The organism is Streptomyces sp. GL_140, assembly GCF_057834465.1.
This window is the reverse complement of record NZ_CM174404.1, coordinates 4,019,548-4,041,646: the sequence shown is the minus strand read 5'-3', so window position 1 is coordinate 4,041,646 and position 22,099 is coordinate 4,019,548. Positions and strand designations below refer to the sequence as shown.

The 22,099-nt window shown below is 62.6% G+C and carries 12 protein-coding genes and 6 rRNA genes; 11 read left to right on the top strand and 7 right to left on the bottom strand.

Translation table 11 applies throughout. The annotated features are described in order from the left end of the window. Nucleotides 1–33 precede the first annotated feature (33 nt). Complete coding sequence (locus AC3IYJ_RS18800) at nucleotides 34–1,308, bottom strand: MFS transporter (RefSeq protein WP_489402855.1); 1,275 nt, start codon at nucleotides 1,306–1,308, stop codon at nucleotides 34–36. 123 nt (nucleotides 1,309–1,431) lie between these two features. On the opposite strand from AC3IYJ_RS18800, the gene AC3IYJ_RS18795 reads away from it, so the two are divergent. The 4 genes from AC3IYJ_RS18795 (at nucleotide 1,432) to rrf (AC3IYJ_RS18780) (ending at nucleotide 7,703) form a co-directional block, all read left to right on the top strand. Continuing rightward, nucleotides 1,432–1,968, top strand: coding sequence for a MarR family winged helix-turn-helix transcriptional regulator (locus tag AC3IYJ_RS18795; protein WP_489402446.1), 537 nt, complete (start codon nucleotides 1,432–1,434; stop codon nucleotides 1,966–1,968). Nucleotides 1,969–2,576: 608 nt separating this feature from the next. Further along, nucleotides 2,577–4,101: ribosomal RNA gene (locus AC3IYJ_RS18790) — 16S ribosomal RNA — on the top strand. A gap of 286 nt (nucleotides 4,102–4,387) precedes the next feature. After that, nucleotides 4,388–7,511 (top strand): 23S ribosomal RNA (locus tag AC3IYJ_RS18785). A gap of 74 nt (nucleotides 7,512–7,585) precedes the next feature. Then, a 5S ribosomal RNA gene (gene rrf / locus AC3IYJ_RS18780) occupies nucleotides 7,586–7,703 on the top strand. The 16S, 23S and 5S rRNA genes sit together here, the layout of an rRNA operon. An 88-nt stretch (nucleotides 7,704–7,791) precedes the next feature. On the opposite strand, the gene AC3IYJ_RS18775 is transcribed toward rrf (AC3IYJ_RS18780), so the two are convergent. After that, nucleotides 7,792–8,160, bottom strand: a complete 369-nt coding sequence (locus AC3IYJ_RS18775; protein ID WP_489402445.1) for a VOC family protein — start codon at nucleotides 8,158–8,160, stop codon at nucleotides 7,792–7,794. A gap of 99 nt (nucleotides 8,161–8,259) precedes the next feature. Here AC3IYJ_RS18775 and AC3IYJ_RS18770 point away from each other — a divergent pair, with 99 nt between their 5' ends. Continuing rightward, on the top strand, nucleotides 8,260–9,951 hold the full coding sequence (locus AC3IYJ_RS18770; protein WP_489399408.1) for an ISAzo13 family transposase: 1,692 nt from the start codon (nucleotides 8,260–8,262) through the stop codon (nucleotides 9,949–9,951). Between the two features lie 26 nt (nucleotides 9,952–9,977). On the opposite strand, the gene AC3IYJ_RS18765 is transcribed toward AC3IYJ_RS18770, so the two are convergent. Then, a complete protein-coding gene (locus AC3IYJ_RS18765; protein WP_489402444.1) occupies nucleotides 9,978–10,370 on the bottom strand; it encodes a hypothetical protein in 393 nt (130 codons plus the stop codon). A gap of 5 nt (nucleotides 10,371–10,375) precedes the next feature. Between AC3IYJ_RS18765 and AC3IYJ_RS18760 the strand changes: the two genes are divergently transcribed. Next, nucleotides 10,376–10,504, top strand: coding sequence for a hypothetical protein (locus tag AC3IYJ_RS18760; RefSeq protein WP_489402443.1), 129 nt, complete (start codon nucleotides 10,376–10,378; stop codon nucleotides 10,502–10,504). 148 nt (nucleotides 10,505–10,652) lie between these two features. On the opposite strand, the gene AC3IYJ_RS18755 is transcribed toward AC3IYJ_RS18760, so the two are convergent. Together AC3IYJ_RS18755 and AC3IYJ_RS18750 are read right to left on the bottom strand one after the other, a co-directional pair. Continuing rightward, entirely contained in the window at nucleotides 10,653–11,057 is a 405-nt protein-coding gene (locus AC3IYJ_RS18755; RefSeq protein ID WP_489402442.1) for a hypothetical protein, read from the bottom strand. Between the two features lie 75 nt (nucleotides 11,058–11,132). After that, entirely contained in the window at nucleotides 11,133–11,867 is a 735-nt protein-coding gene (locus AC3IYJ_RS18750) for a hypothetical protein (RefSeq protein WP_489402441.1), read from the bottom strand. Nucleotides 11,868–11,993: 126 nt separating this feature from the next. On the opposite strand from AC3IYJ_RS18750, the gene AC3IYJ_RS18745 reads away from it, so the two are divergent. From AC3IYJ_RS18745 to AC3IYJ_RS18725, 5 genes are all read left to right on the top strand, one after another. Further along, nucleotides 11,994–12,791 (top strand): HEAT repeat domain-containing protein, encoded by a 798-nt coding sequence (locus tag AC3IYJ_RS18745; protein WP_489402440.1) that lies wholly within the window; start codon nucleotides 11,994–11,996, stop codon nucleotides 12,789–12,791. A gap of 592 nt (nucleotides 12,792–13,383) precedes the next feature. Further along, nucleotides 13,384–14,908: ribosomal RNA gene (locus AC3IYJ_RS18740) — 16S ribosomal RNA — on the top strand. A gap of 286 nt (nucleotides 14,909–15,194) precedes the next feature. Beyond that, a 23S ribosomal RNA gene (locus AC3IYJ_RS18735) occupies nucleotides 15,195–18,318 on the top strand. Nucleotides 18,319–18,392: 74 nt separating this feature from the next. Further along, a 5S ribosomal RNA gene (gene rrf, locus AC3IYJ_RS18730) occupies nucleotides 18,393–18,510 on the top strand. Nucleotides 18,511–18,629: 119 nt separating this feature from the next. Beyond that, complete coding sequence (locus AC3IYJ_RS18725; protein WP_489402439.1) at nucleotides 18,630–19,184, top strand: GNAT family N-acetyltransferase; 555 nt, start codon at nucleotides 18,630–18,632, stop codon at nucleotides 19,182–19,184. On the opposite strand, the gene AC3IYJ_RS18720 is transcribed toward AC3IYJ_RS18725, so the two are convergent. Then, a complete protein-coding gene (locus tag AC3IYJ_RS18720; RefSeq protein ID WP_489402438.1) occupies nucleotides 19,181–20,665 on the bottom strand; it encodes a P-loop NTPase family protein in 1,485 nt (494 codons plus the stop codon). The genes AC3IYJ_RS18725 and AC3IYJ_RS18720 overlap by 4 nt on opposite strands. A gap of 1 nt (nucleotide 20,666) precedes the next feature. Beyond that, nucleotides 20,667–22,085 carry an ATP-binding protein gene (locus AC3IYJ_RS18715; protein WP_489402437.1) on the bottom strand — a complete coding sequence of 473 codons (1,419 nt, stop codon included), beginning with the start codon at nucleotides 22,083–22,085 and terminating at the stop codon, nucleotides 20,667–20,669. Nucleotides 22,086–22,099: the final 14 nt, after the last annotated feature.

The window sequence follows — 22,099 nt, the reverse complement described above, 5'->3', positions numbered from 1 at the left end:
GGGCCTTCTCCTTCTCTACGCGCGCTACGAGCCCTACGCGGGCACGGGCTCGGCAGCCCTGGCCGGCTCCGCCTCGGACATGTGCCGGGCCAGCGACGGGTTGTCCTGCGCCGGAGTCAGCTGCTTGCCGAGGCGCAGCGCCAGCCAGGCGATGCCGAGCGAGACCAGGATGAAGATCCCGATGTAGAGCATCGGCACGCCCGCGCCCAGCGGCACACCGAGCGGCCCGAGCGCCAGAGCCATCTGCTTGACCAGGGCGAAGGCCGAGTTGTACTGCCCGACCGACCCCTCCGGAGCCAGGTCGGCCACCAGCGGCGCCAGGGTCGGCGACAGCATGGCCTCGCCGATGCCGAAGAGCGCGTACGTGGTGATGAACGCGGCGGCGGCCATCACCGCGCTGCCGTGCCCGAGCCCGGAGAACCCGGCGATGATCCAGGCACCCGCCCAGATCAGGCCGACGAGCGCGATCACCCGGGACCGGCGGCGGCGCTCGACCAGCTTCAGCACGACGAACTGCGCGACGACGATGGCGCCGGTGTTGGCGGCCAGCGCGAACCCGAGGACGGACGGCGAAACCCCGGCGGCCTCGGTACCGAAGGCGGACAGACCCGACTCGAACTGTCCGTAGCAGGCGAAGAACAGCACGAAGCCGAGGACGCAGAACTGCACCATCGCCTTGTGCTCCATCAGCCGCTTCCAGCCGCCGCCCGCCTGCGCGGCGTCCTTGGCCAGGGCATTGCTGATGGCCGGCACCTGCGGCATGCGCACGGTGGCGATGATCCCGGCCAGGACCAGGAACATCACGGCCTCGATGCCGAACAGCAGGGTGAAGCTGCCGGGCCGCGTCTCGTCGACGATGAGTCCGCCGATGAGCCCGCCGATGCCCAGGCCCAGGTTCGCCATGAAGAACTGGAGGGCGAAGGCACGGGTCCGGGTGGACGGGGTGGAACACCGCACGATCATCGTGGCCAGCGCGGGCTGCATCACGGCCTGCCCGGCGCCGAGCGCCAGGGCGGACAGCAGGATCGGCAGGGCGGTGGTGGAGAGACCGAGCGAGAGCGCGCCCAGGGAGGCGAGCACCGCCGCGCCCATGACCACGGGGACGGGCCCGCGCCGGTCGATGACCCGGCCGGTGAAGGGCAGCGCGAGCAGCGCACCGAGGGCGAACGCCACGAACGTGCACGTCGCCCACATGGGGTCCAGCTCTCGCACCTTCGCCGCATAGACGTACAGGAACGGAACCGTGAAGCCGATACCGAACGCGGTCAACGCGTTCCCGGCCTGGATCCTCCGCATCGCAGCGCCCATCACCTTGGTCACTTCTCACCACCTTGATTGCTGAAGCCTGAAGACTTCATTCCTAAAGTTCGACCCTTAACTCTACACATCGAAGGAGTTAGATGGCAACGGGCCCGTGCCATACTTCGGACCATGGGTGATACCCCCGACGGCACTGCGCCCGTCCACGAGCCGAGCCTCGACGAACAGATCGCCGTCTATCAGCGTGAGTTCCAGGACCTCGACCCCCAGGTGGAGAAGGTCGTATCGGCCCTCAGCCGCCTGAACCGCCGGATGAACGTCGCCTACGGCCGCCAGACCGCGGCCCTGGGCATCAGCAACGCGGAGTGGGAGGTCCTCAAGGCCCTGGTGCTCTCCGGAGCCCCGTACCGGATGGGCCCGAGCGAGCTCGCGAAGCAGCTGGGGCTCACGCCGGCGGCGATGACCCACCGGATCGACCGCATGACGGCCGAAGCCCTGGTCACCCGCGAGCGCGACGAGAACAACCGCGTACGAGTGATCGTGGAGCTCACGGCGGAGGGCCGCAGCAAGTGGCTGGACGCCATGCGCGCGGCGACGGTCTTCGAGGAGGACCTCCTCCAGGACCTCTCCACCTCGGAGCGCGGGCAGCTGGGCGACATGCTCACCCGCCTCCTGGACCGAGTAGAGGCCCTGCAGTCCCCGAGCTGAGCCGGGGCCGCCGGCCCACCGGCTCGGCCCGATGGACACGGAGTTGCCGTGGGGTTGACACGGACCCCACGGATCCGTAAGGTTCTTCGAGTTGCCTCTGAGCCGAAAGGTTTCGGAGAAGACGAATCCCGCCGCCTCGTTGCGGCACCCAACTCAGCAAGATCTCCCACCGGGAACGCATTCGGCATGCCCGAATTCATTTCCGAAGGTCGATTATGAATCGCCCGGGAAATCCACTAGAGTTCTGGGAGTCGGAAGGGCCCAACAGCCCGGAAGGCAAAACCCGCTGACTGGGAATCGGACACGAAAGAGTCTGATAGAGTCGGAGACACAAGAACGAAGGAAGCGCCCGGAGGAAAGCCCGAGAGGGTGAGTACAAAGGAAGCGTCCGTTCCTTGAGAACTCAACAGCGTGCCAAAAATCAACGCCATAAAGTTGATACCCCGTCCATTTCGGTGGATGAGGTTCCTTTGAAAAAGACCTGTGAGGTCGCGGTTCTGCCGTGATGCTTGCAGGCAATTACACAGCGAGGACGCAGTGGACGGTCGGTCTTATTCCGACATGACTGTCCCGCTCTAAGTGCGTGTGCACCCGATTACGGGTAAACATTCATGGAGAGTTTGATCCTGGCTCAGGACGAACGCTGGCGGCGTGCTTAACACATGCAAGTCGAACGATGAAGCCCTTCGGGGTGGATTAGTGGCGAACGGGTGAGTAACACGTGGGCAATCTGCCCTTCACTCTGGGACAAGCCCTGGAAACGGGGTCTAATACCGGATAACACTCCTGCCTGCATGGGCGGGGGTTAAAAGCTCCGGCGGTGAAGGATGAGCCCGCGGCCTATCAGCTTGTTGGTGGGGTAATGGCCCACCAAGGCGACGACGGGTAGCCGGCCTGAGAGGGCGACCGGCCACACTGGGACTGAGACACGGCCCAGACTCCTACGGGAGGCAGCAGTGGGGAATATTGCACAATGGGCGAAAGCCTGATGCAGCGACGCCGCGTGAGGGATGACGGCCTTCGGGTTGTAAACCTCTTTCAGCAGGGAAGAAGCGAAAGTGACGGTACCTGCAGAAGAAGCGCCGGCTAACTACGTGCCAGCAGCCGCGGTAATACGTAGGGCGCAAGCGTTGTCCGGAATTATTGGGCGTAAAGAGCTCGTAGGCGGCTTGTCACGTCGGATGTGAAAGCCCGAGGCTTAACCTCGGGTCTGCATTCGATACGGGCTAGCTAGAGTGTGGTAGGGGAGATCGGAATTCCTGGTGTAGCGGTGAAATGCGCAGATATCAGGAGGAACACCGGTGGCGAAGGCGGATCTCTGGGCCATTACTGACGCTGAGGAGCGAAAGCGTGGGGAGCGAACAGGATTAGATACCCTGGTAGTCCACGCCGTAAACGTTGGGAACTAGGTGTTGGCGACATTCCACGTCGTCGGTGCCGCAGCTAACGCATTAAGTTCCCCGCCTGGGGAGTACGGCCGCAAGGCTAAAACTCAAAGGAATTGACGGGGGCCCGCACAAGCAGCGGAGCATGTGGCTTAATTCGACGCAACGCGAAGAACCTTACCAAGGCTTGACATATACCGGAAAGCATTAGAGATAGTGCCCCCCTTGTGGTCGGTATACAGGTGGTGCATGGCTGTCGTCAGCTCGTGTCGTGAGATGTTGGGTTAAGTCCCGCAACGAGCGCAACCCTTGTCCTGTGTTGCCAGCATGCCCTTCGGGGTGATGGGGACTCACAGGAGACCGCCGGGGTCAACTCGGAGGAAGGTGGGGACGACGTCAAGTCATCATGCCCCTTATGTCTTGGGCTGCACACGTGCTACAATGGCCGGTACAATGAGCTGCGATACCGTGAGGTGGAGCGAATCTCAAAAAGCCGGTCTCAGTTCGGATTGGGGTCTGCAACTCGACCCCATGAAGTCGGAGTTGCTAGTAATCGCAGATCAGCATTGCTGCGGTGAATACGTTCCCGGGCCTTGTACACACCGCCCGTCACGTCACGAAAGTCGGTAACACCCGAAGCCGGTGGCCCAACCCGTAAGGGAGGGAGCTGTCGAAGGTGGGACTGGCGATTGGGACGAAGTCGTAACAAGGTAGCCGTACCGGAAGGTGCGGCTGGATCACCTCCTTTCTAAGGAGCACAGTACCGATTGCAGACAAACGTTCTGCACGGTCAGCTCAGGGTGGAACGTTGATTAGTTGGCACGGTTTCCAAAACCTTCTGTGAGTACTGCTTCGGCGTGGAAAACAGTTTGAGTGGCGGGGATCGTGCTTGGCACGTTGTTGGGTATCTGAGGGTACGGCCGTAAGGTCTTATCTTCTGCGATGCCGGCCCCAGTGAACTTCACTTCTAGTAGGTGAGGGTGATGGGTGGCTGGTCGTTGCTTGAGAACTACACAGTGGACGCGAGCATCTGTGGCCAAGTTTTTAAGGGCGCACGGTGGATGCCTTGGCACCAGGAACCGATGAAGGACGTGAGAGGCCGCGATAGGCCCCGGGGAGCTGCCAACTGAGCTTTGATCCGGGGGTGTCCGAATGGGGAAACCCGGCAGTCGTCATGGGCTGTCACCCACTGCTGAACACATAGGCAGTGTGGAGGGAACGCGGGGAAGTGAAACATCTCAGTACCCGCAGGAAGAGAAAACAACCGTGATTCCGGGAGTAGTGGCGAGCGAAACCGGATCAGGCCAAACCGTATGCGTGTGATACCCGGCAGGGGTTGCGCATGCGGGGTTGTGGGAATTCTTTTGATCGGTCTGCCGGCCGGTCGGCGAGTCAGAAACCGTTGATGTAGTCGAAGGACATGCGAAAGGTCCGGCGTAGAGGGTAAGACCCCCGTAGACGAAACATCAGCGGCTTGCTTAAGAATCTCCCAAGTAGCACGGGGCCCGAGAAATCCCGTGTGAATCTGGCGGGACCACCCGCTAAGCCTAAATATTCCCTGGTGACCGATAGCGGATAGTACCGTGAGGGAATGGTGAAAAGTACCGCGGGAGCGGAGTGAAATAGTACCTGAAACCGTGTGCCTACAAGCCGTGGGAGCGTCGCCGTTATTCTTCGGAATAACGGTCGTGACTGCGTGCCTTTTGAAGAATGAGCCTGCGAGTTAGCGGTGTGTAGCGAGGTTAACCCGTGTGGGGAAGCCGTAGCGAAAGCGAGTCCGAATAGGGCGATTGAGTTGCACGCTCTAGACCCGAAGCGGAGTGATCTAGCCATGGGCAGGTTGAAGCGGAGGTAAGACTTCGTGGAGGACCGAACCCACCAGGGTTGAAAACCTGGGGGATGACCTGTGGTTAGGGGTGAAAGGCCAATCAAACTCCGTGATAGCTGGTTCTCCCCGAAATGCATTTAGGTGCAGCGTCACGTGTTTCTTGCCGGAGGTAGAGCACTGGATAGGCGATGGGCCCTACCGGGTTACTGACCTTAGCCAAACTCCGAATGCCGGTAAGTGAGAGCGTGGCAGTGAGACTGTGGGGGATAAGCTCCATGGTCGAGAGGGAAACAGCCCAGAGCATCGACTAAGGCCCCTAAGCGTACGCTAAGTGGGAAAGGATGTGGAGTCGCAGAGACAACCAGGAGGTTGGCTTAGAAGCAGCCACCCTTGAAAGAGTGCGTAATAGCTCACTGGTCAAGTGATTCCGCGCCGACAATGTAGCGGGGCTCAAGCGTACCGCCGAAGTCGTGTCATTGCAGCAATAGGGCCAACGCCCGCTGTGATGGGTAGGGGAGCGTCGTGTGCCGGGTGAAGCAGCAGCGGAAGCTAGTTGTGGACGGTTCACGAGTGAGAATGCAGGCATGAGTAGCGATACACACGTGAGAAACGTGTGCGCCGATTGACTAAGGGTTCCTGGGTCAAGCTGATCTGCCCAGGGTAAGTCGGGACCTAAGGCGAGGCCGACAGGCGTAGTCGATGGACAACCGGTTGATATTCCGGTACCCGCTTTGAAACGCCCAATATCGAATCAGGCGATGCTAAGTCCGTGAAGCCGTTCCGGACCCTTCGGGGAAAGGAAAGTGGTGGAGCCGACGAACCAGACTTGTAGTAGGTAAGCGATGGGGTGACGCAGGAAGGTAGTCCAGCCCGGGCGGTGGTAGTCCCGGGGTAAGGGTGTAGGCCGAGGGGTAGGCAAATCCGTCCCTCATATAAGGCTGAGACCTGATGCCGAGCCGATTGTGGTGAAGTGGATGATCCTATGCTGTCGAGAAAAGCCTCTAGCGAGTTTCATGGCGGCCCGTACCCTAAACCGACTCAGGTGGTCAGGTAGAGAATACCGAGGCGTTCGGGTGAACTATGGTTAAGGAACTCGGCAAAATGCCCCCGTAACTTCGGGAGAAGGGGGGCCATCACTGGTGAAGGAACTTGCTTCCTGAGCTGGGGGTGGCCGCAGAGACCAGCGAGAAGCGACTGTTTACTAAAAACACAGGTCCGTGCGAAGCCGTAAGGCGATGTATACGGACTGACGCCTGCCCGGTGCTGGAACGTTAAGGGGACCGGTTAGTCACATTTCGGTGTGGCGAAGCTGAGAACTTAAGCGCCAGTAAACGGCGGTGGTAACTATAACCATCCTAAGGTAGCGAAATTCCTTGTCGGGTAAGTTCCGACCTGCACGAATGGCGTAACGACTTCTCGACTGTCTCAACCATAGGCCCGGTGAAATTGCACTACGAGTAAAGATGCTCGTTTCGCGCAGCAGGACGGAAAGACCCCGGGACCTTTACTATAGTTTGATATTGGTGTTCGGTTCGGCTTGTGTAGGATAGGTGGGAGACTTTGAAGCTGTGACGCCAGTCATGGTGGAGTCGCCGTTGAAATACCACTCTGGTCGTGCTGGATGTCTAACCTCGGTCCGTGATCCGGATCAGGGACAGTGTCTGATGGGTAGTTTAACTGGGGCGGTTGCCTCCCAAAAAGTAACGGAGGCGCCCAAAGGTTCCCTCAGCCTGGTTGGCAATCAGGTGTTGAGTGTAAGTGCACAAGGGAGCTTGACTGTGAGACCGACGGGTCGAGCAGGGACGAAAGTCGGGACTAGTGATCCGGCGGTGGCTTGTGGAAGCGCCGTCGCTCAACGGATAAAAGGTACCCCGGGGATAACAGGCTGATCTTCCCCAAGAGTCCATATCGACGGGATGGTTTGGCACCTCGATGTCGGCTCGTCGCATCCTGGGGCTGGAGTCGGTCCCAAGGGTTGGGCTGTTCGCCCATTAAAGCGGTACGCGAGCTGGGTTTAGAACGTCGTGAGACAGTTCGGTCCCTATCCGCTGTGCGCGTAGGAATATTGAGAAGGGCTGTCCCTAGTACGAGAGGACCGGGACGGACGAACCTCTGGTGTGCCAGTTGTCCTGCCAAGGGCATGGCTGGTTGGCTACGTTCGGGAGGGATAACCGCTGAAAGCATCTAAGCGGGAAGCCTGCTTCAAGATGAGTATTCCCACCTCCTTGAGAGGGTAAGGCTCCCAGTAGACGACTGGGTTGATAGGCCAGATGTGGAAGCCCGGTAACGGGTGGAGCTGACTGGTACTAATAGGCCGAGGGCTTGTCCTCAGTTGCTCGCGTCCACTGTGTTAGTTCTGAAGTAACGAACTGTGTTCATATCCGGTTGGTTAACTTCATAGTGTTTCGGTGGTCATAGCGTTAGGGAAACGCCCGGTTTACATTCCGAACCCGGAAGCTAAGCCTTTCAGCGCCGATGGTACTGCAGGGGGGACCCTGTGGGAGAGTAGGACGCCGCCGAACAATCATTGTAGAAAGCCCCGTACCAGGGAACTGGTACGGGGCTTTTCTGCGTTCACAACCTTTTCCGAAACCACCCGCCGGCCCTCCGTCAGCCCCTGACGATGCAGAAGGGATGCCCGGCCGGATCGGTGAGGACCCGCCACTTGTCCTCATGCGGCTGCTGATCCGCCTTGCCGGCGCCCAGCTCCAGCAGCCGGGCTTCCGCCTCGTCCAGATCCACGACGTCGAAGCAGAGATGCAGCTGCTGGGGAACGGTCTGATCGGGCCAGCTCGGTGCCCGGTAGTCGTCCACCCGCTGGAAGCCGATGAGGAGTCCGTCCTCACGGTTGAGTCCGGCGAAGTCGGCGTCCGACTTCGGGTGGGGTTCAAGGCCGGTGGCCTGCTGATAGAACGCTGCCAGAGCCAGTGGATCCGAGCAGTCGAGTGTTATCGCGCTCAACTTCATCTGCAAGGGCATGACGCCTCCAAGTCGATCAACGGACTATCCCGATGCGTACCGTAAGGGCGTGCAGATCTTTAACTCGTAGCTTTCCACTCGGTGGTTCGTTGGTCTGGCATGAGCGGGTTGAAAGGGCAACGGGCCGTGCTGGCAGCCAAGTTCGCGGTGATTTTGCCGCATCTGGATGAGCGGCAGCGTCGCCTGCTGATAGGGGCGGAGGCCCAGTCTCTCGGCCATGGCGGGATCCGAGCGGTCGCTCGTGCCGCCAGTGTCCGTGAGGCCACGGTGTCTGCCGGAGTACGGGAACTCGGCTCCGGAGAGGCCCCCTTGGGACGCGTCCGCCGGCCCGGTGCCGGACGCAAACGCGTCGCCGAGCGGAACCCGGCTGTTCGGGAGGCACTTCTTGCGCTGGTCGAGCCCGACGTCCGCGGAGATCCCATGTCGCCGCTGCGCTGGACTACCAAATCCACGCGCAAGCTCGCTGAGCAGCTGACCCGACAGGGCCACAGGATCTCCGCGGACACGGTGGGCGACCTCCTGCGCGAGGAGGGCTTCAGCCTGCAGAGCAACGCCAAGACGCTGGAAGGCAAGCAGCACCCCGACCGGGACGCACAGTTCCAGTACCTCAACGAGCAGGCCCGCGGCCATCAGGACTGCGGGGCTCCTGTGATCAGCGTGGACACGAAGAAGAAGGAACTGGTCGGCCCATTCAAGAACAACGGCCGTGAGTGGGAGCCGAGAGGCGAGCCGGTGCGAGTCGACACCCACGACTTCCCCGACCGCGAGCTGGGCAGAGCAGTGCCCTACGGCATCTACGACGTCGCCGCGAACACCGGCTGGGTCAACGTGGGCACCGACCACGACACCGCCGCGTTCGCCGTCGAATCGATCCGCCGTTGGTGGAACGCCACCGGACGGGCCACCTACCCGACGGCCGGCCGACTGCTGATCACCGCCGACGCGGGCGGCTCCAACGGCTATCGCACCCGCACCTGGAAGACCGAACTTGCCAGGTTTGCTGCCGAGGCCGGCATGACGGTCACCGTCTGCCACCTGCCTCCCGGCACTTCCAAGTGGAACCGGATCGAGCACCGGCTGTTCTCCCACATCACCATGAACTGGCGTGGAAGGCCGCTGACCAGCCACGAAGTCATCGTCGAGAGCATCGCGGCGACCACGACCAAAACCGGCCTGACCGTGCACGCCGAACTCGACACCAACCCCTACCCCACCGGCATCCAGGTCAGCGACGACGAGATCGCCGCCCTGCCGATCACCCGGCACCGCTTCCACGGCGACTGGAACTACACCCTCCACCCCCAGCATCCGATGGACGCGGCGACGACCGAGAACACGTCAGTCCAGGCCCCGGCGAACAGACCGCCTCGCCTCACACGGTGTTCACTGCAGGACCCAGAACTGACCGGGATGACCCGCCAACAACTCAGCGAGCTCATCGCCACGCTGACTCCAGCGCTGGAACTTCAACGCGAGCAAGTGCTCCGAACACGTCGCGGTCACGAGCGTCTGATGGCCCCTGGCGCAGGTGCCAAAGCCAAGCTCACCCCAGCCGACCGGGTCCTGGCCACCGTGCTCCACCTGCGGAAACTCGCGACCATGGACCTACTCGGCCAACTCTTCGACGTCACCGCCATGACCATCAGCCGCGCGAAACAGGAGGTCCGACCACTCCTGGAAGCACACGGTCACCACATCACCCCCTCTACCGCCCGCCTTCGCACACCAGCCGACGTCGCAACGTTCCTCGCTCCCGACTCCACCCAGACCAAGGTCAAAACGACGAGTTAAAGATCTGCACGCCCTAAGAGGTCGTATCAGTTGGTGCGCAAGTCACATACCGCGGTCTGGGCCGTACGCCTCGCGTGCGGGTTGGCCTGGTCCAGCAGGCGGGTACCCCAACCACACACGGCGCCTTGGTCGGTGGCGGCGATGGGTACGAGGCCGGCGGCCGTTCCGAAGCTGAGCCGGGGGAGTTCGCAGAAGACGCGAGGATCGTCGTCCGGCCCGGTGATGTCGGAATCCCAAGCACTCTCGGACCAGACCTCCGATGCCGAGCGGATCTCCTCGCCCAAGCTGCCGTCACGGTCCTCCAGACTCCTGGAGGGCCGGGGCAGGCGGGACTCGACGCTGTCTTCCTCAAGAACATCGACCCGGTCGTCGCGATCGCCCAGCTCGAAGCCATCATGACCGGCTGTTTGCCGAGCCATGGTCGATGACCGACGAACTCCGGCAGATCGGGATCAAGGTCGAGGCCACGGCTGAAGTTCTGGAAGCCCTGGCCGGGCTGGCTCAGCGCGCTCGGGCTTCCGACCGGCGGTTGTATTGCTGGTGGGCCCTGTGACTCACCGGCGGCGCCAGCGGGTGCGCTAGGAGTCCCCGACAAGGGTGTGGACCAGCACCCGGGTCAGGTGGGCGAGCATCGACGGCATGCCTTCCTTCGGTGAGCCCGTCGCGGTGGCCGGCTTGGGCTTGGTGGCTGTGGGCACGTATCACTTCGCCTTCGTGGTGGGCGGCTTGAAGTCGACGCCGACGAACCGGACGATGACCAGCGACTTCGTGCCCCCGGCCGATTCATTCGTTTCCGAGGACCACAGGTCGCACTGGGTGATGCTGACCAGGGGGCGATGCCCACGTACTCGGACGTTGCCCGCCGGACAGGACACCTCGGCGGGGCGGGCGGTGGCCCGATCACCGGCACGCCGTGGATGCACCTGCCCGAGCACTTTGGGTCGTGGAAGGGCGGGGGCCTCGGCGAAGCAGGCCTGGAACTCCACCCTCCAGTAATGGGGCTGCCAGTACGGATCCTGCCGATCGCCGTCCTCGATGACCGTCAACAGGCGTCCGAGAGACAGCGCGGGCCGCCTCCATGGTGCAGGCACCAGCGGCGACGCCATGCCGACGCAATATCCGTTCGAACTCTGCGGCGCTGGACCGCGGAGGTCCCCTCCTCGTGATCCGCAGCAAACGGCCTAGCTGCAGTCCCACATGAAACGGCCCTCGAGGTGGTCGGTGCTGAGGAAGACGAAGCCGCTTCCGTAGCCGAAGTTGAGGAAGAAGGGGTCCTCCTCGGCCTCGCCCCGATCCTCGAACTGGCAGAGGAACAGCCAGGAGGCATCGATGCCGAAGGCGTGGCCGTTGGGGTAGAAGGCCTCGCCACCCAGGAAGTCCGGGGGCCAGTCCTCCTCGGGATATTCGGCGTCAGGGCCCTCGCCCCGCAGGTACCGGGAGTACGCGGCGGCCCGGTTCGCTGCTTCGTCGAGTTCCGGTGGTACCGGAGCCAGGTCCGTCAGCCATTCGACGGGGACCTCCGTGCGGTCCGGACCCCACCGCCAGAGGGTCCGCCCCTGAGTGCCGGGGGCCCCGATCGACGCGAAGGGCGGTATCCGTCCGCCAGGCTGGACCAGGACTACGGCCTCGCCGTCGTCCGGAGCGTCGCCGCCCATGACCACGTCCTCCTCGTGCAGGAACAGGTATGCGAGGCGCACCTCGTCCCCCGGCACCCGGAACTGGCCGATGAAGACCAGGGGCTCGCCCGAACGGGGATGCACCGGCCAGGCCGGTCCGTCCAGCCAGACCGGCTGCCCGCCGAACTTCGACACCGGTTCCGTGACCGGCTTGGGCGTGGGCCGGAAGGACATCCGCAGCCGGGGCAGGAAGGCTGCATCGTAGGGGCCCGCGGCCCGGTTCGTCGGCTCGGAGATCACGCTTTCGACGCTACGGCACCCCACCGACAGCACCCGGCTCTGGTGGGGACGACCGCAGGCTCCCTCCCTAACAGGCGCCTCCGCTATTGCGGCGCGTATAGGGGCTACGGGCGTCAGGATGTCCGGATGGGCACGGTGGTGGAGCTGGTCGGGCAGGCGCGGGTCGCTTTCGGGGCGGAGGACTGGAGTGGGTACGAGGCTCTGATGTGGCGGGCCGCCGGGGACGGGGCGGGGGCGTTGGCGGCCGGGCTGGGGATGATCCGGTCCGGGGACCCGGTCGAGCGGGAGATGGGCTGCGATCTGCTGGGGCACACGAGTGAACAGAACGAGGCGTGCCGTGTTGAGACGGTGGGGGTGCTGGTCGCCCTCGCCGAGGGGGAGAGGGAATCGGGTGTTCTGTCTGCCCTGGCGCGCGCGATCGAGAGGACGTACGACCCGCGGGCCCTTCCCGTGCTCCTGGTGCTCGCCGAGCACTCCGATGCCGAGGTCCGCCGGCAGGTGGCCTGTTCGTTCCCCGGGATCCTCACGGATGCGCCGGACGGGCCGGATGTGCACGCGCTCATTGCCCTGACCCGCGACCAGGACCCCGAGGTCCGCAACTGGGCGACCTTCACCCTGGGGTCCCAGGCCGAGGCCGACAGCCCCGCGATTCGTGATGCGCTCTGGGAGCGGACGACGGACGAGAACGCCGACGCCCGTGAGGAGGCGATCCACGGGCTGGCCCGGCGGCGCGACCTCCGCGCGGTCCCGCTGCTGATCGAGCTGCTCGGAAATCCCGAGGGAGCGCACGTACTCACGTTCCGCGCGGCGGAGGCCATGGGCGCCCCTGAGCTGCTGCCGGCTCTGTTGGGGTACGAGCCCGACGGGGTTGGAGTGGCTGCCGCAGTAGCGGCTTGTGACCCCGCTCGGCGGGCCGCACCGTGAGGTGGGGACGGAGTGGGGGCGGGGACAGTACGGGGTCACGGGCGTTCTGTCGCGCCGATTTTGACGGTGCAGGGGGCGTCATGTAGAGTCAAACGGTTGCCTGGAACTGGACAAGTTCGGCAGCCGGCCCCCAATGAAGCAATTCAGAGTGGGCACCCTCGACTCCTCATCCAGGAATCTGAAGCCGGGAAATCCGGTGGAAAACTTCTGATAGAGTCGGACTCGCCGGAAAGGGAAACGCGAAAGCGAAGAACTGGAAAGCAAATCCCGCTGACTGGGAATCGGACACGAAAGAGTCTGATAGAGTCGGAGACACAAGAACGAAGGAAGCGCCCGGAGGAAAGCCCGAGAGGGTGAGTACAAAGGAAGCGTCCGTTCCTTGAGAACTCAACAGCGTGCCAAAAATCAACGCCAAAAAGTTGATACCCCGTCCACCTCGGTGGATGAGGTTCCTTTGAAAAAGACCTGTGAGGTCGCGGTTCTGCCGTGATGCTTGCAGGCAATTACACAGCGAGGACGCAGTGGACGGTCGGTCTTATTCCGACATGACTGTCCCGCTCTAAGTGCGTGTGCACCCGATTACGGGTAAACATTCATGGAGAGTTTGATCCTGGCTCAGGACGAACGCTGGCGGCGTGCTTAACACATGCAAGTCGAACGATGAAGCCCTTCGGGGTGGATTAGTGGCGAACGGGTGAGTAACACGTGGGCAATCTGCCCTTCACTCTGGGACAAGCCCTGGAAACGGGGTCTAATACCGGATAACACTCCTGCCTGCATGGGCGGGGGTTAAAAGCTCCGGCGGTGAAGGATGAGCCCGCGGCCTATCAGCTTGTTGGTGGGGTAATGGCCCACCAAGGCGACGACGGGTAGCCGGCCTGAGAGGGCGACCGGCCACACTGGGACTGAGACACGGCCCAGACTCCTACGGGAGGCAGCAGTGGGGAATATTGCACAATGGGCGAAAGCCTGATGCAGCGACGCCGCGTGAGGGATGACGGCCTTCGGGTTGTAAACCTCTTTCAGCAGGGAAGAAGCGAAAGTGACGGTACCTGCAGAAGAAGCGCCGGCTAACTACGTGCCAGCAGCCGCGGTAATACGTAGGGCGCAAGCGTTGTCCGGAATTATTGGGCGTAAAGAGCTCGTAGGCGGCTTGTCACGTCGGATGTGAAAGCCCGAGGCTTAACCTCGGGTCTGCATTCGATACGGGCTAGCTAGAGTGTGGTAGGGGAGATCGGAATTCCTGGTGTAGCGGTGAAATGCGCAGATATCAGGAGGAACACCGGTGGCGAAGGCGGATCTCTGGGCCATTACTGACGCTGAGGAGCGAAAGCGTGGGGAGCGAACAGGATTAGATACCCTGGTAGTCCACGCCGTAAACGTTGGGAACTAGGTGTTGGCGACATTCCACGTCGTCGGTGCCGCAGCTAACGCATTAAGTTCCCCGCCTGGGGAGTACGGCCGCAAGGCTAAAACTCAAAGGAATTGACGGGGGCCCGCACAAGCAGCGGAGCATGTGGCTTAATTCGACGCAACGCGAAGAACCTTACCAAGGCTTGACATATACCGGAAAGCATTAGAGATAGTGCCCCCCTTGTGGTCGGTATACAGGTGGTGCATGGCTGTCGTCAGCTCGTGTCGTGAGATGTTGGGTTAAGTCCCGCAACGAGCGCAACCCTTGTCCTGTGTTGCCAGCATGCCCTTCGGGGTGATGGGGACTCACAGGAGACCGCCGGGGTCAACTCGGAGGAAGGTGGGGACGACGTCAAGTCATCATGCCCCTTATGTCTTGGGCTGCACACGTGCTACAATGGCCGGTACAATGAGCTGCGATACCGTGAGGTGGAGCGAATCTCAAAAAGCCGGTCTCAGTTCGGATTGGGGTCTGCAACTCGACCCCATGAAGTCGGAGTTGCTAGTAATCGCAGATCAGCATTGCTGCGGTGAATACGTTCCCGGGCCTTGTACACACCGCCCGTCACGTCACGAAAGTCGGTAACACCCGAAGCCGGTGGCCCAACCCGTAAGGGAGGGAGCTGTCGAAGGTGGGACTGGCGATTGGGACGAAGTCGTAACAAGGTAGCCGTACCGGAAGGTGCGGCTGGATCACCTCCTTTCTAAGGAGCACAGTACCGATTGCAGACAAACGTTCTGCACGGTCAGCTCAGGGTGGAACGTTGATTAGTTGGCACGGTTTCCAAAACCTTCTGTGAGTACTGCTTCGGCGTGGAAAACAGTTTGAGTGGCGGGGATCGTGCTTGGCACGTTGTTGGGTATCTGAGGGTACGGCCGTAAGGTCTTATCTTCTGCGATGCCGGCCCCAGTGAACTTCACTTCTAGTAGGTGAGGGTGATGGGTGGCTGGTCGTTGCTTGAGAACTACACAGTGGACGCGAGCATCTGTGGCCAAGTTTTTAAGGGCGCACGGTGGATGCCTTGGCACCAGGAACCGATGAAGGACGTGAGAGGCCGCGATAGGCCCCGGGGAGCTGCCAACTGAGCTTTGATCCGGGGGTGTCCGAATGGGGAAACCCGGCAGTCGTCATGGGCTGTCACCCACTGCTGAACACATAGGCAGTGTGGAGGGAACGCGGGGAAGTGAAACATCTCAGTACCCGCAGGAAGAGAAAACAACCGTGATTCCGGGAGTAGTGGCGAGCGAAACCGGATCAGGCCAAACCGTATGCGTGTGATACCCGGCAGGGGTTGCGCATGCGGGGTTGTGGGAATTCTTTTGATCGGTCTGCCGGCCGGTCGGCGAGTCAGAAACCGTTGATGTAGTCGAAGGACATGCGAAAGGTCCGGCGTAGAGGGTAAGACCCCCGTAGACGAAACATCAGCGGCTTGCTTAAGAATCTCCCAAGTAGCACGGGGCCCGAGAAATCCCGTGTGAATCTGGCGGGACCACCCGCTAAGCCTAAATATTCCCTGGTGACCGATAGCGGATAGTACCGTGAGGGAATGGTGAAAAGTACCGCGGGAGCGGAGTGAAATAGTACCTGAAACCGTGTGCCTACAAGCCGTGGGAGCGTCGCCGTTATTCTTCGGAATAACGGTCGTGACTGCGTGCCTTTTGAAGAATGAGCCTGCGAGTTAGCGGTGTGTAGCGAGGTTAACCCGTGTGGGGAAGCCGTAGCGAAAGCGAGTCCGAATAGGGCGATTGAGTTGCACGCTCTAGACCCGAAGCGGAGTGATCTAGCCATGGGCAGGTTGAAGCGGAGGTAAGACTTCGTGGAGGACCGAACCCACCAGGGTTGAAAACCTGGGGGATGACCTGTGGTTAGGGGTGAAAGGCCAATCAAACTCCGTGATAGCTGGTTCTCCCCGAAATGCATTTAGGTGCAGCGTCACGTGTTTCTTGCCGGAGGTAGAGCACTGGATAGGCGATGGGCCCTACCGGGTTACTGACCTTAGCCAAACTCCGAATGCCGGTAAGTGAGAGCGTGGCAGTGAGACTGTGGGGGATAAGCTCCATGGTCGAGAGGGAAACAGCCCAGAGCATCGACTAAGGCCCCTAAGCGTACGCTAAGTGGGAAAGGATGTGGAGTCGCAGAGACAACCAGGAGGTTGGCTTAGAAGCAGCCACCCTTGAAAGAGTGCGTAATAGCTCACTGGTCAAGTGATTCCGCGCCGACAATGTAGCGGGGCTCAAGCGTACCGCCGAAGTCGTGTCATTGCAGCAATAGGGCCAACGCCCGCTGTGATGGGTAGGGGAGCGTCGTGTGCCGGGTGAAGCAGCAGCGGAAGCTAGTTGTGGACGGTTCACGAGTGAGAATGCAGGCATGAGTAGCGATACACACGTGAGAAACGTGTGCGCCGATTGACTAAGGGTTCCTGGGTCAAGCTGATCTGCCCAGGGTAAGTCGGGACCTAAGGCGAGGCCGACAGGCGTAGTCGATGGACAACCGGTTGATATTCCGGTACCCGCTTTGAAACGCCCAATATCGAATCAGGCGATGCTAAGTCCGTGAAGCCGTTCCGGACCCTTCGGGGAAAGGAAAGTGGTGGAGCCGACGAACCAGACTTGTAGTAGGTAAGCGATGGGGTGACGCAGGAAGGTAGTCCAGCCCGGGCGGTGGTAGTCCCGGGGTAAGGGTGTAGGCCGAGGGGTAGGCAAATCCGTCCCTCATATAAGGCTGAGACCTGATGCCGAGCCGATTGTGGTGAAGTGGATGATCCTATGCTGTCGAGAAAAGCCTCTAGCGAGTTTCATGGCGGCCCGTACCCTAAACCGACTCAGGTGGTCAGGTAGAGAATACCGAGGCGTTCGGGTGAACTATGGTTAAGGAACTCGGCAAAATGCCCCCGTAACTTCGGGAGAAGGGGGGCCATCACTGGTGAAGGAACTTGCTTCCTGAGCTGGGGGTGGCCGCAGAGACCAGCGAGAAGCGACTGTTTACTAAAAACACAGGTCCGTGCGAAGCCGTAAGGCGATGTATACGGACTGACGCCTGCCCGGTGCTGGAACGTTAAGGGGACCGGTTAGTCACATTTCGGTGTGGCGAAGCTGAGAACTTAAGCGCCAGTAAACGGCGGTGGTAACTATAACCATCCTAAGGTAGCGAAATTCCTTGTCGGGTAAGTTCCGACCTGCACGAATGGCGTAACGACTTCTCGACTGTCTCAACCATAGGCCCGGTGAAATTGCACTACGAGTAAAGATGCTCGTTTCGCGCAGCAGGACGGAAAGACCCCGGGACCTTTACTATAGTTTGATATTGGTGTTCGGTTCGGCTTGTGTAGGATAGGTGGGAGACTTTGAAGCTGTGACGCCAGTCATGGTGGAGTCGCCGTTGAAATACCACTCTGGTCGTGCTGGATGTCTAACCTCGGTCCGTGATCCGGATCAGGGACAGTGTCTGATGGGTAGTTTAACTGGGGCGGTTGCCTCCCAAAAAGTAACGGAGGCGCCCAAAGGTTCCCTCAGCCTGGTTGGCAATCAGGTGTTGAGTGTAAGTGCACAAGGGAGCTTGACTGTGAGACCGACGGGTCGAGCAGGGACGAAAGTCGGGACTAGTGATCCGGCGGTGGCTTGTGGAAGCGCCGTCGCTCAACGGATAAAAGGTACCCCGGGGATAACAGGCTGATCTTCCCCAAGAGTCCATATCGACGGGATGGTTTGGCACCTCGATGTCGGCTCGTCGCATCCTGGGGCTGGAGTCGGTCCCAAGGGTTGGGCTGTTCGCCCATTAAAGCGGTACGCGAGCTGGGTTTAGAACGTCGTGAGACAGTTCGGTCCCTATCCGCTGTGCGCGTAGGAATATTGAGAAGGGCTGTCCCTAGTACGAGAGGACCGGGACGGACGAACCTCTGGTGTGCCAGTTGTCCTGCCAAGGGCATGGCTGGTTGGCTACGTTCGGGAGGGATAACCGCTGAAAGCATCTAAGCGGGAAGCCTGCTTCAAGATGAGTATTCCCACCTCCTTGAGAGGGTAAGGCTCCCAGTAGACGACTGGGTTGATAGGCCAGATGTGGAAGCCCGGTAACGGGTGGAGCTGACTGGTACTAATAGGCCGAGGGCTTGTCCTCAGTTGCTCGCGTCCACTGTGTTAGTTCTGAAGTAACGAACTGTGTTCATATCCGGTTGGTTAACTTCATAGTGTTTCGGTGGTCATAGCGTTAGGGAAACGCCCGGTTTACATTCCGAACCCGGAAGCTAAGCCTTTCAGCGCCGATGGTACTGCAGGGGGGACCCTGTGGGAGAGTAGGACGCCGCCGAACAATCATTGTAGAAAGCCCCGTACCAGGGAACTGGTACGGGGCTTTTCTGCGTTCACAACCATTTGACGTGGGAAAACCCGGGTGAAGTCCAACCCAGTGGCTGGTTAGGATCCCGGGTTATGAACCAGCACGTGATACGTCCGGTACGGGGCGACGAGTGGGTGAAGGTCAAGGAGCTGCGGATCGCGGCGTTGAAGGACCCGGCGGCGCCGGTGGCCTTCCTCGAGACGCTCGCCGGCGCCGAGGCCCAGCCTGATGAGTTTTGGCAGGGACGGACCGTCAGGGGATCCGAAGGGCGCGCCATTCGGCAGTTCGTAGCCGAGGCGTCCGACGGGCGGTGGGACGGATCGGTGACCCTGATCGTCGAGGAGGCCGGGGCGGACGACCTCTTCGAAGGGGTCGTCGAGCGGACGCAGGGGCACCTCGTGGGGGTGTTCGTGCGGGCCGAGCAGCGCGGGACCGGGCTGACCGAAGCCCTGTTCGCGGCCGCGCTGGACTGGGCCTGGTCGCTGGAGGGGCCGGCGCTGGAGCGCGTACGGCTCTTCGTGCACGAGAAGAACCCGAGGGCCCAGGCGTTCTACCGGCGGTACGGGTTCGAGCCGAGCGGGGTCGTCGTACCGATGCCGGGGGATCCGTCCGCGAAGGAACTGGAGTACGTGTTCGCGCGGCCTTAATAGGTACTGACGGGCAGGTCCGCTTCCGGCCAGCGGGAGCGGGCCTGTTCGCGGCTGCGGCACAGCGCGAGCAGGGGGAGCGTCCGGTCCTCCAGGAGCTGCGGGAGCTGGGGGAGCGGGGCCACCGCGGCCACGTCGTCGAAGACGAGCGCCAGTGGTGGGTCGAGCCGACCGTGGGATGACCGTGCGGCCATGCGGCGGCCGTGCTCGACCACGCTGGAGGCGAGTGCGGTGAGGAGGGGCATTGCACCCGGGTGGGTACGGGGGTCTTCCAGGGATTCGCCCACCACGTAGAGGGTGCCCCCTTCGGAGACGAACGATGCGAGGGCGAGCGAATCGCTTCGGTTCGGGGTGCAGGATTCGCGGATGTGGATCGAGGACAGGGCGGTCAGGGCGCGGGCCGTGAGGTGCTGGGCGAGTTCGCGGCGCTCCGGGTGGGCGGTCAGGGCGCTTTCGAGTTCGCCGGCCGCGCCGGGGGCGGCGGAGGCCGCCTGGGGGTGGGTGCGCAGGATGCGGACCGGCTCCTGGGCGTTCGTTCCCTGGGCCCAGCGCTGGAGCTGCTTGAACGGACGGTTGTCCAGGGCGGCGGCCTGGAGCCAGCTGCGGAGGAGCGTTTCAGCGGTCTCGGCCACGGCGGCGTCCATGCGGGCCTGGGGGCGGACGGGTGCGAGGAGCGCGGTGGCACGGGCGGTGGCGGTTGCGCGGTCCGCGCAGTCGGTGGCCGGGTTCCAGTGCAGGCGGGCCGGGGTGTCGCAGAGGTGGGACGGGTCGTAGAGGAGGACGGGGCCGAGCTTGGCGCGGGCGTCCTTGGTCTCTGCCCAGAGGGCGGGGGAGGACGTGATGACGAATACCGGGCCGGTGGCCGTTGCGATGGCCTCGGCGGCGGCGGTTCGGCGGGCCGCCGGGTCGGCGTAGGTCAAGCGGCCGGGTGCGGGTGCGGGTGCCGGTGCCTTGGCGGGGGCGTAGCCGAAGCCGTAGCGGTACGCCTCGTCCGTGGGGGGTGGTTCGGCGCCGTTGCCGGGGGCTCTGCCCCCGCGCCCCCGCGCCTCAAACGCCGGCGGGGCTGGATTTGTCGGGGCTGGATTTGTCGCCGCAGCTGGGTTGGCCTGGGCCGGGATTTCGGGCGTGCGGGCACGGTTGGCCCTGGTGCGGGTGATGAGGCCCAGGACGAAGATCGCCAGGACCAGCAGGATGAGGAGCTGGCTGATGAACAGGCCCCAGAACAGGCCCCAGCCCGAGAGGGATTGGGCGGGGGTGTCGGGCCAGGCTGCCGCGAGGTTGTGCGGTTGAGCTATCAGCGAGCGGACCGCGGTCGGGGTGCGGGTGAAGGTGACCGTGGAGGGCCAGTCGCCCTTCGTGAAGAGGGCGGACAGGCCGGTGGCCGTCCAGATGAGGACGGCCAGGCCCAGAAGGAATGCCAGGAGGCCTACCAGGAGGCCGTCCGGGATGCCGCCCTGGGGGCGGGTGGTGCGGTCGGGCATGTCAGGCCACCGTGGTTGCCGAGCCGGCGCCGCCGTTGCGGTGGCGCTCCATCAGGAGGGCGCGTTCCTCCGCCTCCAGTTCGGCGGCCAGGAGGTCGTCGGGGAGGCGGTGCTGGGCCGAGGATTCGGTCATGGCGCGGTCCGTGTAGACGAGGGGGCGTTCGGCCTCGGTGATCAGGTGTTTGACGACCTGGACGTTGCCGTTGACGTCCCAGACGGCGATGCCGGGGGTGAGGGTCGGGATGATTTCCACTGCCCAGCGGGGCAGGCCCAGGACGCGGCCCGTGGCGCGTGCTTCGTCCGCCTTCTGGGCGTAGATGGTGCGGGTGGAGGCCATTTTGAGGATGGCTGCCGCCTCGCGTGCCGCCGCGCCGTCGACCACGTCGGAGAGGTGGTGGACGACGGCCACGAAGGACAGGCCCAGGCGGCGGCCGAACTTGAGGAGGCGCTGGAACAGCTGAGCCACGAAGGGGCTGTTGATGATGTGCCAGGCCTCTTCCACCAGGAAGATGCGCTTCTTGCGGTCCGGGCGGATCCAGGTGTGTTCCAGCCACACGCCGACGATCGCCATGAGGATGGGCATGGCGATGGAGTTGCGGTCGATGTGGGAGAGGTCGAAGACGATGAGCGGGGCGTCGAGGTCGATGCCGACCGTCGTCGGGCCGTCGAACATGCCGCGGAGGTCGCCGTCGACCAGGCGGTCGATGACCAGGGCCACGTCCAGGCCCCAGGCTCGGACATCGTCTATGTCCACATTCATCGCCTGGGCGGACTCGGGCTCGGGATGGCGCAGTTGTTCCACGATGTCGGTCAGGACCGGCTGGCGGCTGGTGATCGTCTCGACCACGTACGCGTGCGCGACCTTGAGGGCGAAGCCGGAGCGTTCGTCGAGGCCGTGGCCCATGGCGACTTCGATGATGGTCCGGAGCAGCGCGAGCTGACCGGTCGTCGTGATCGCCGGGTCGAGGGGGTTGAGGCGGATCCCGTCGTCGTTGGCGGCGATGGGGTCCAGGCGGATGGGGGTTATTCCCAGCTGCTGGGCGATGAGGTTCCACTCGCCCACGCCGTCCTCGCCCTGGGCGTCGAGGACCACGACCTGGCGGTCCCGGAAGCGCAGTTGGCGCAGGACGTAGGTCTTCTCCAGGGCGGACTTGCCGTTGCCGGATTCGCCGAGGACCAGCCAGTGGGGGGCGGGCAGTTGTTGGCCGTAGAGCTGGAACGGGTCGTAGATGTAGCCCTTGCCGCTGTAGACCTCACGGCCGATGATGACGCCGGAGTCGCCGAGTCCGGGGGCGGCGGTGGGGAGGTAGACCGCTTGGGCCTGACCCGTCGAGGTGCGGACGGGCAGGCGCGTGGTTTCTACCTTGCCGAACAGGAAGCTGGTGAAGGCGTCCGTCAGGGCGGACATGGGATCTCGCATGGGCGGCCATTCCC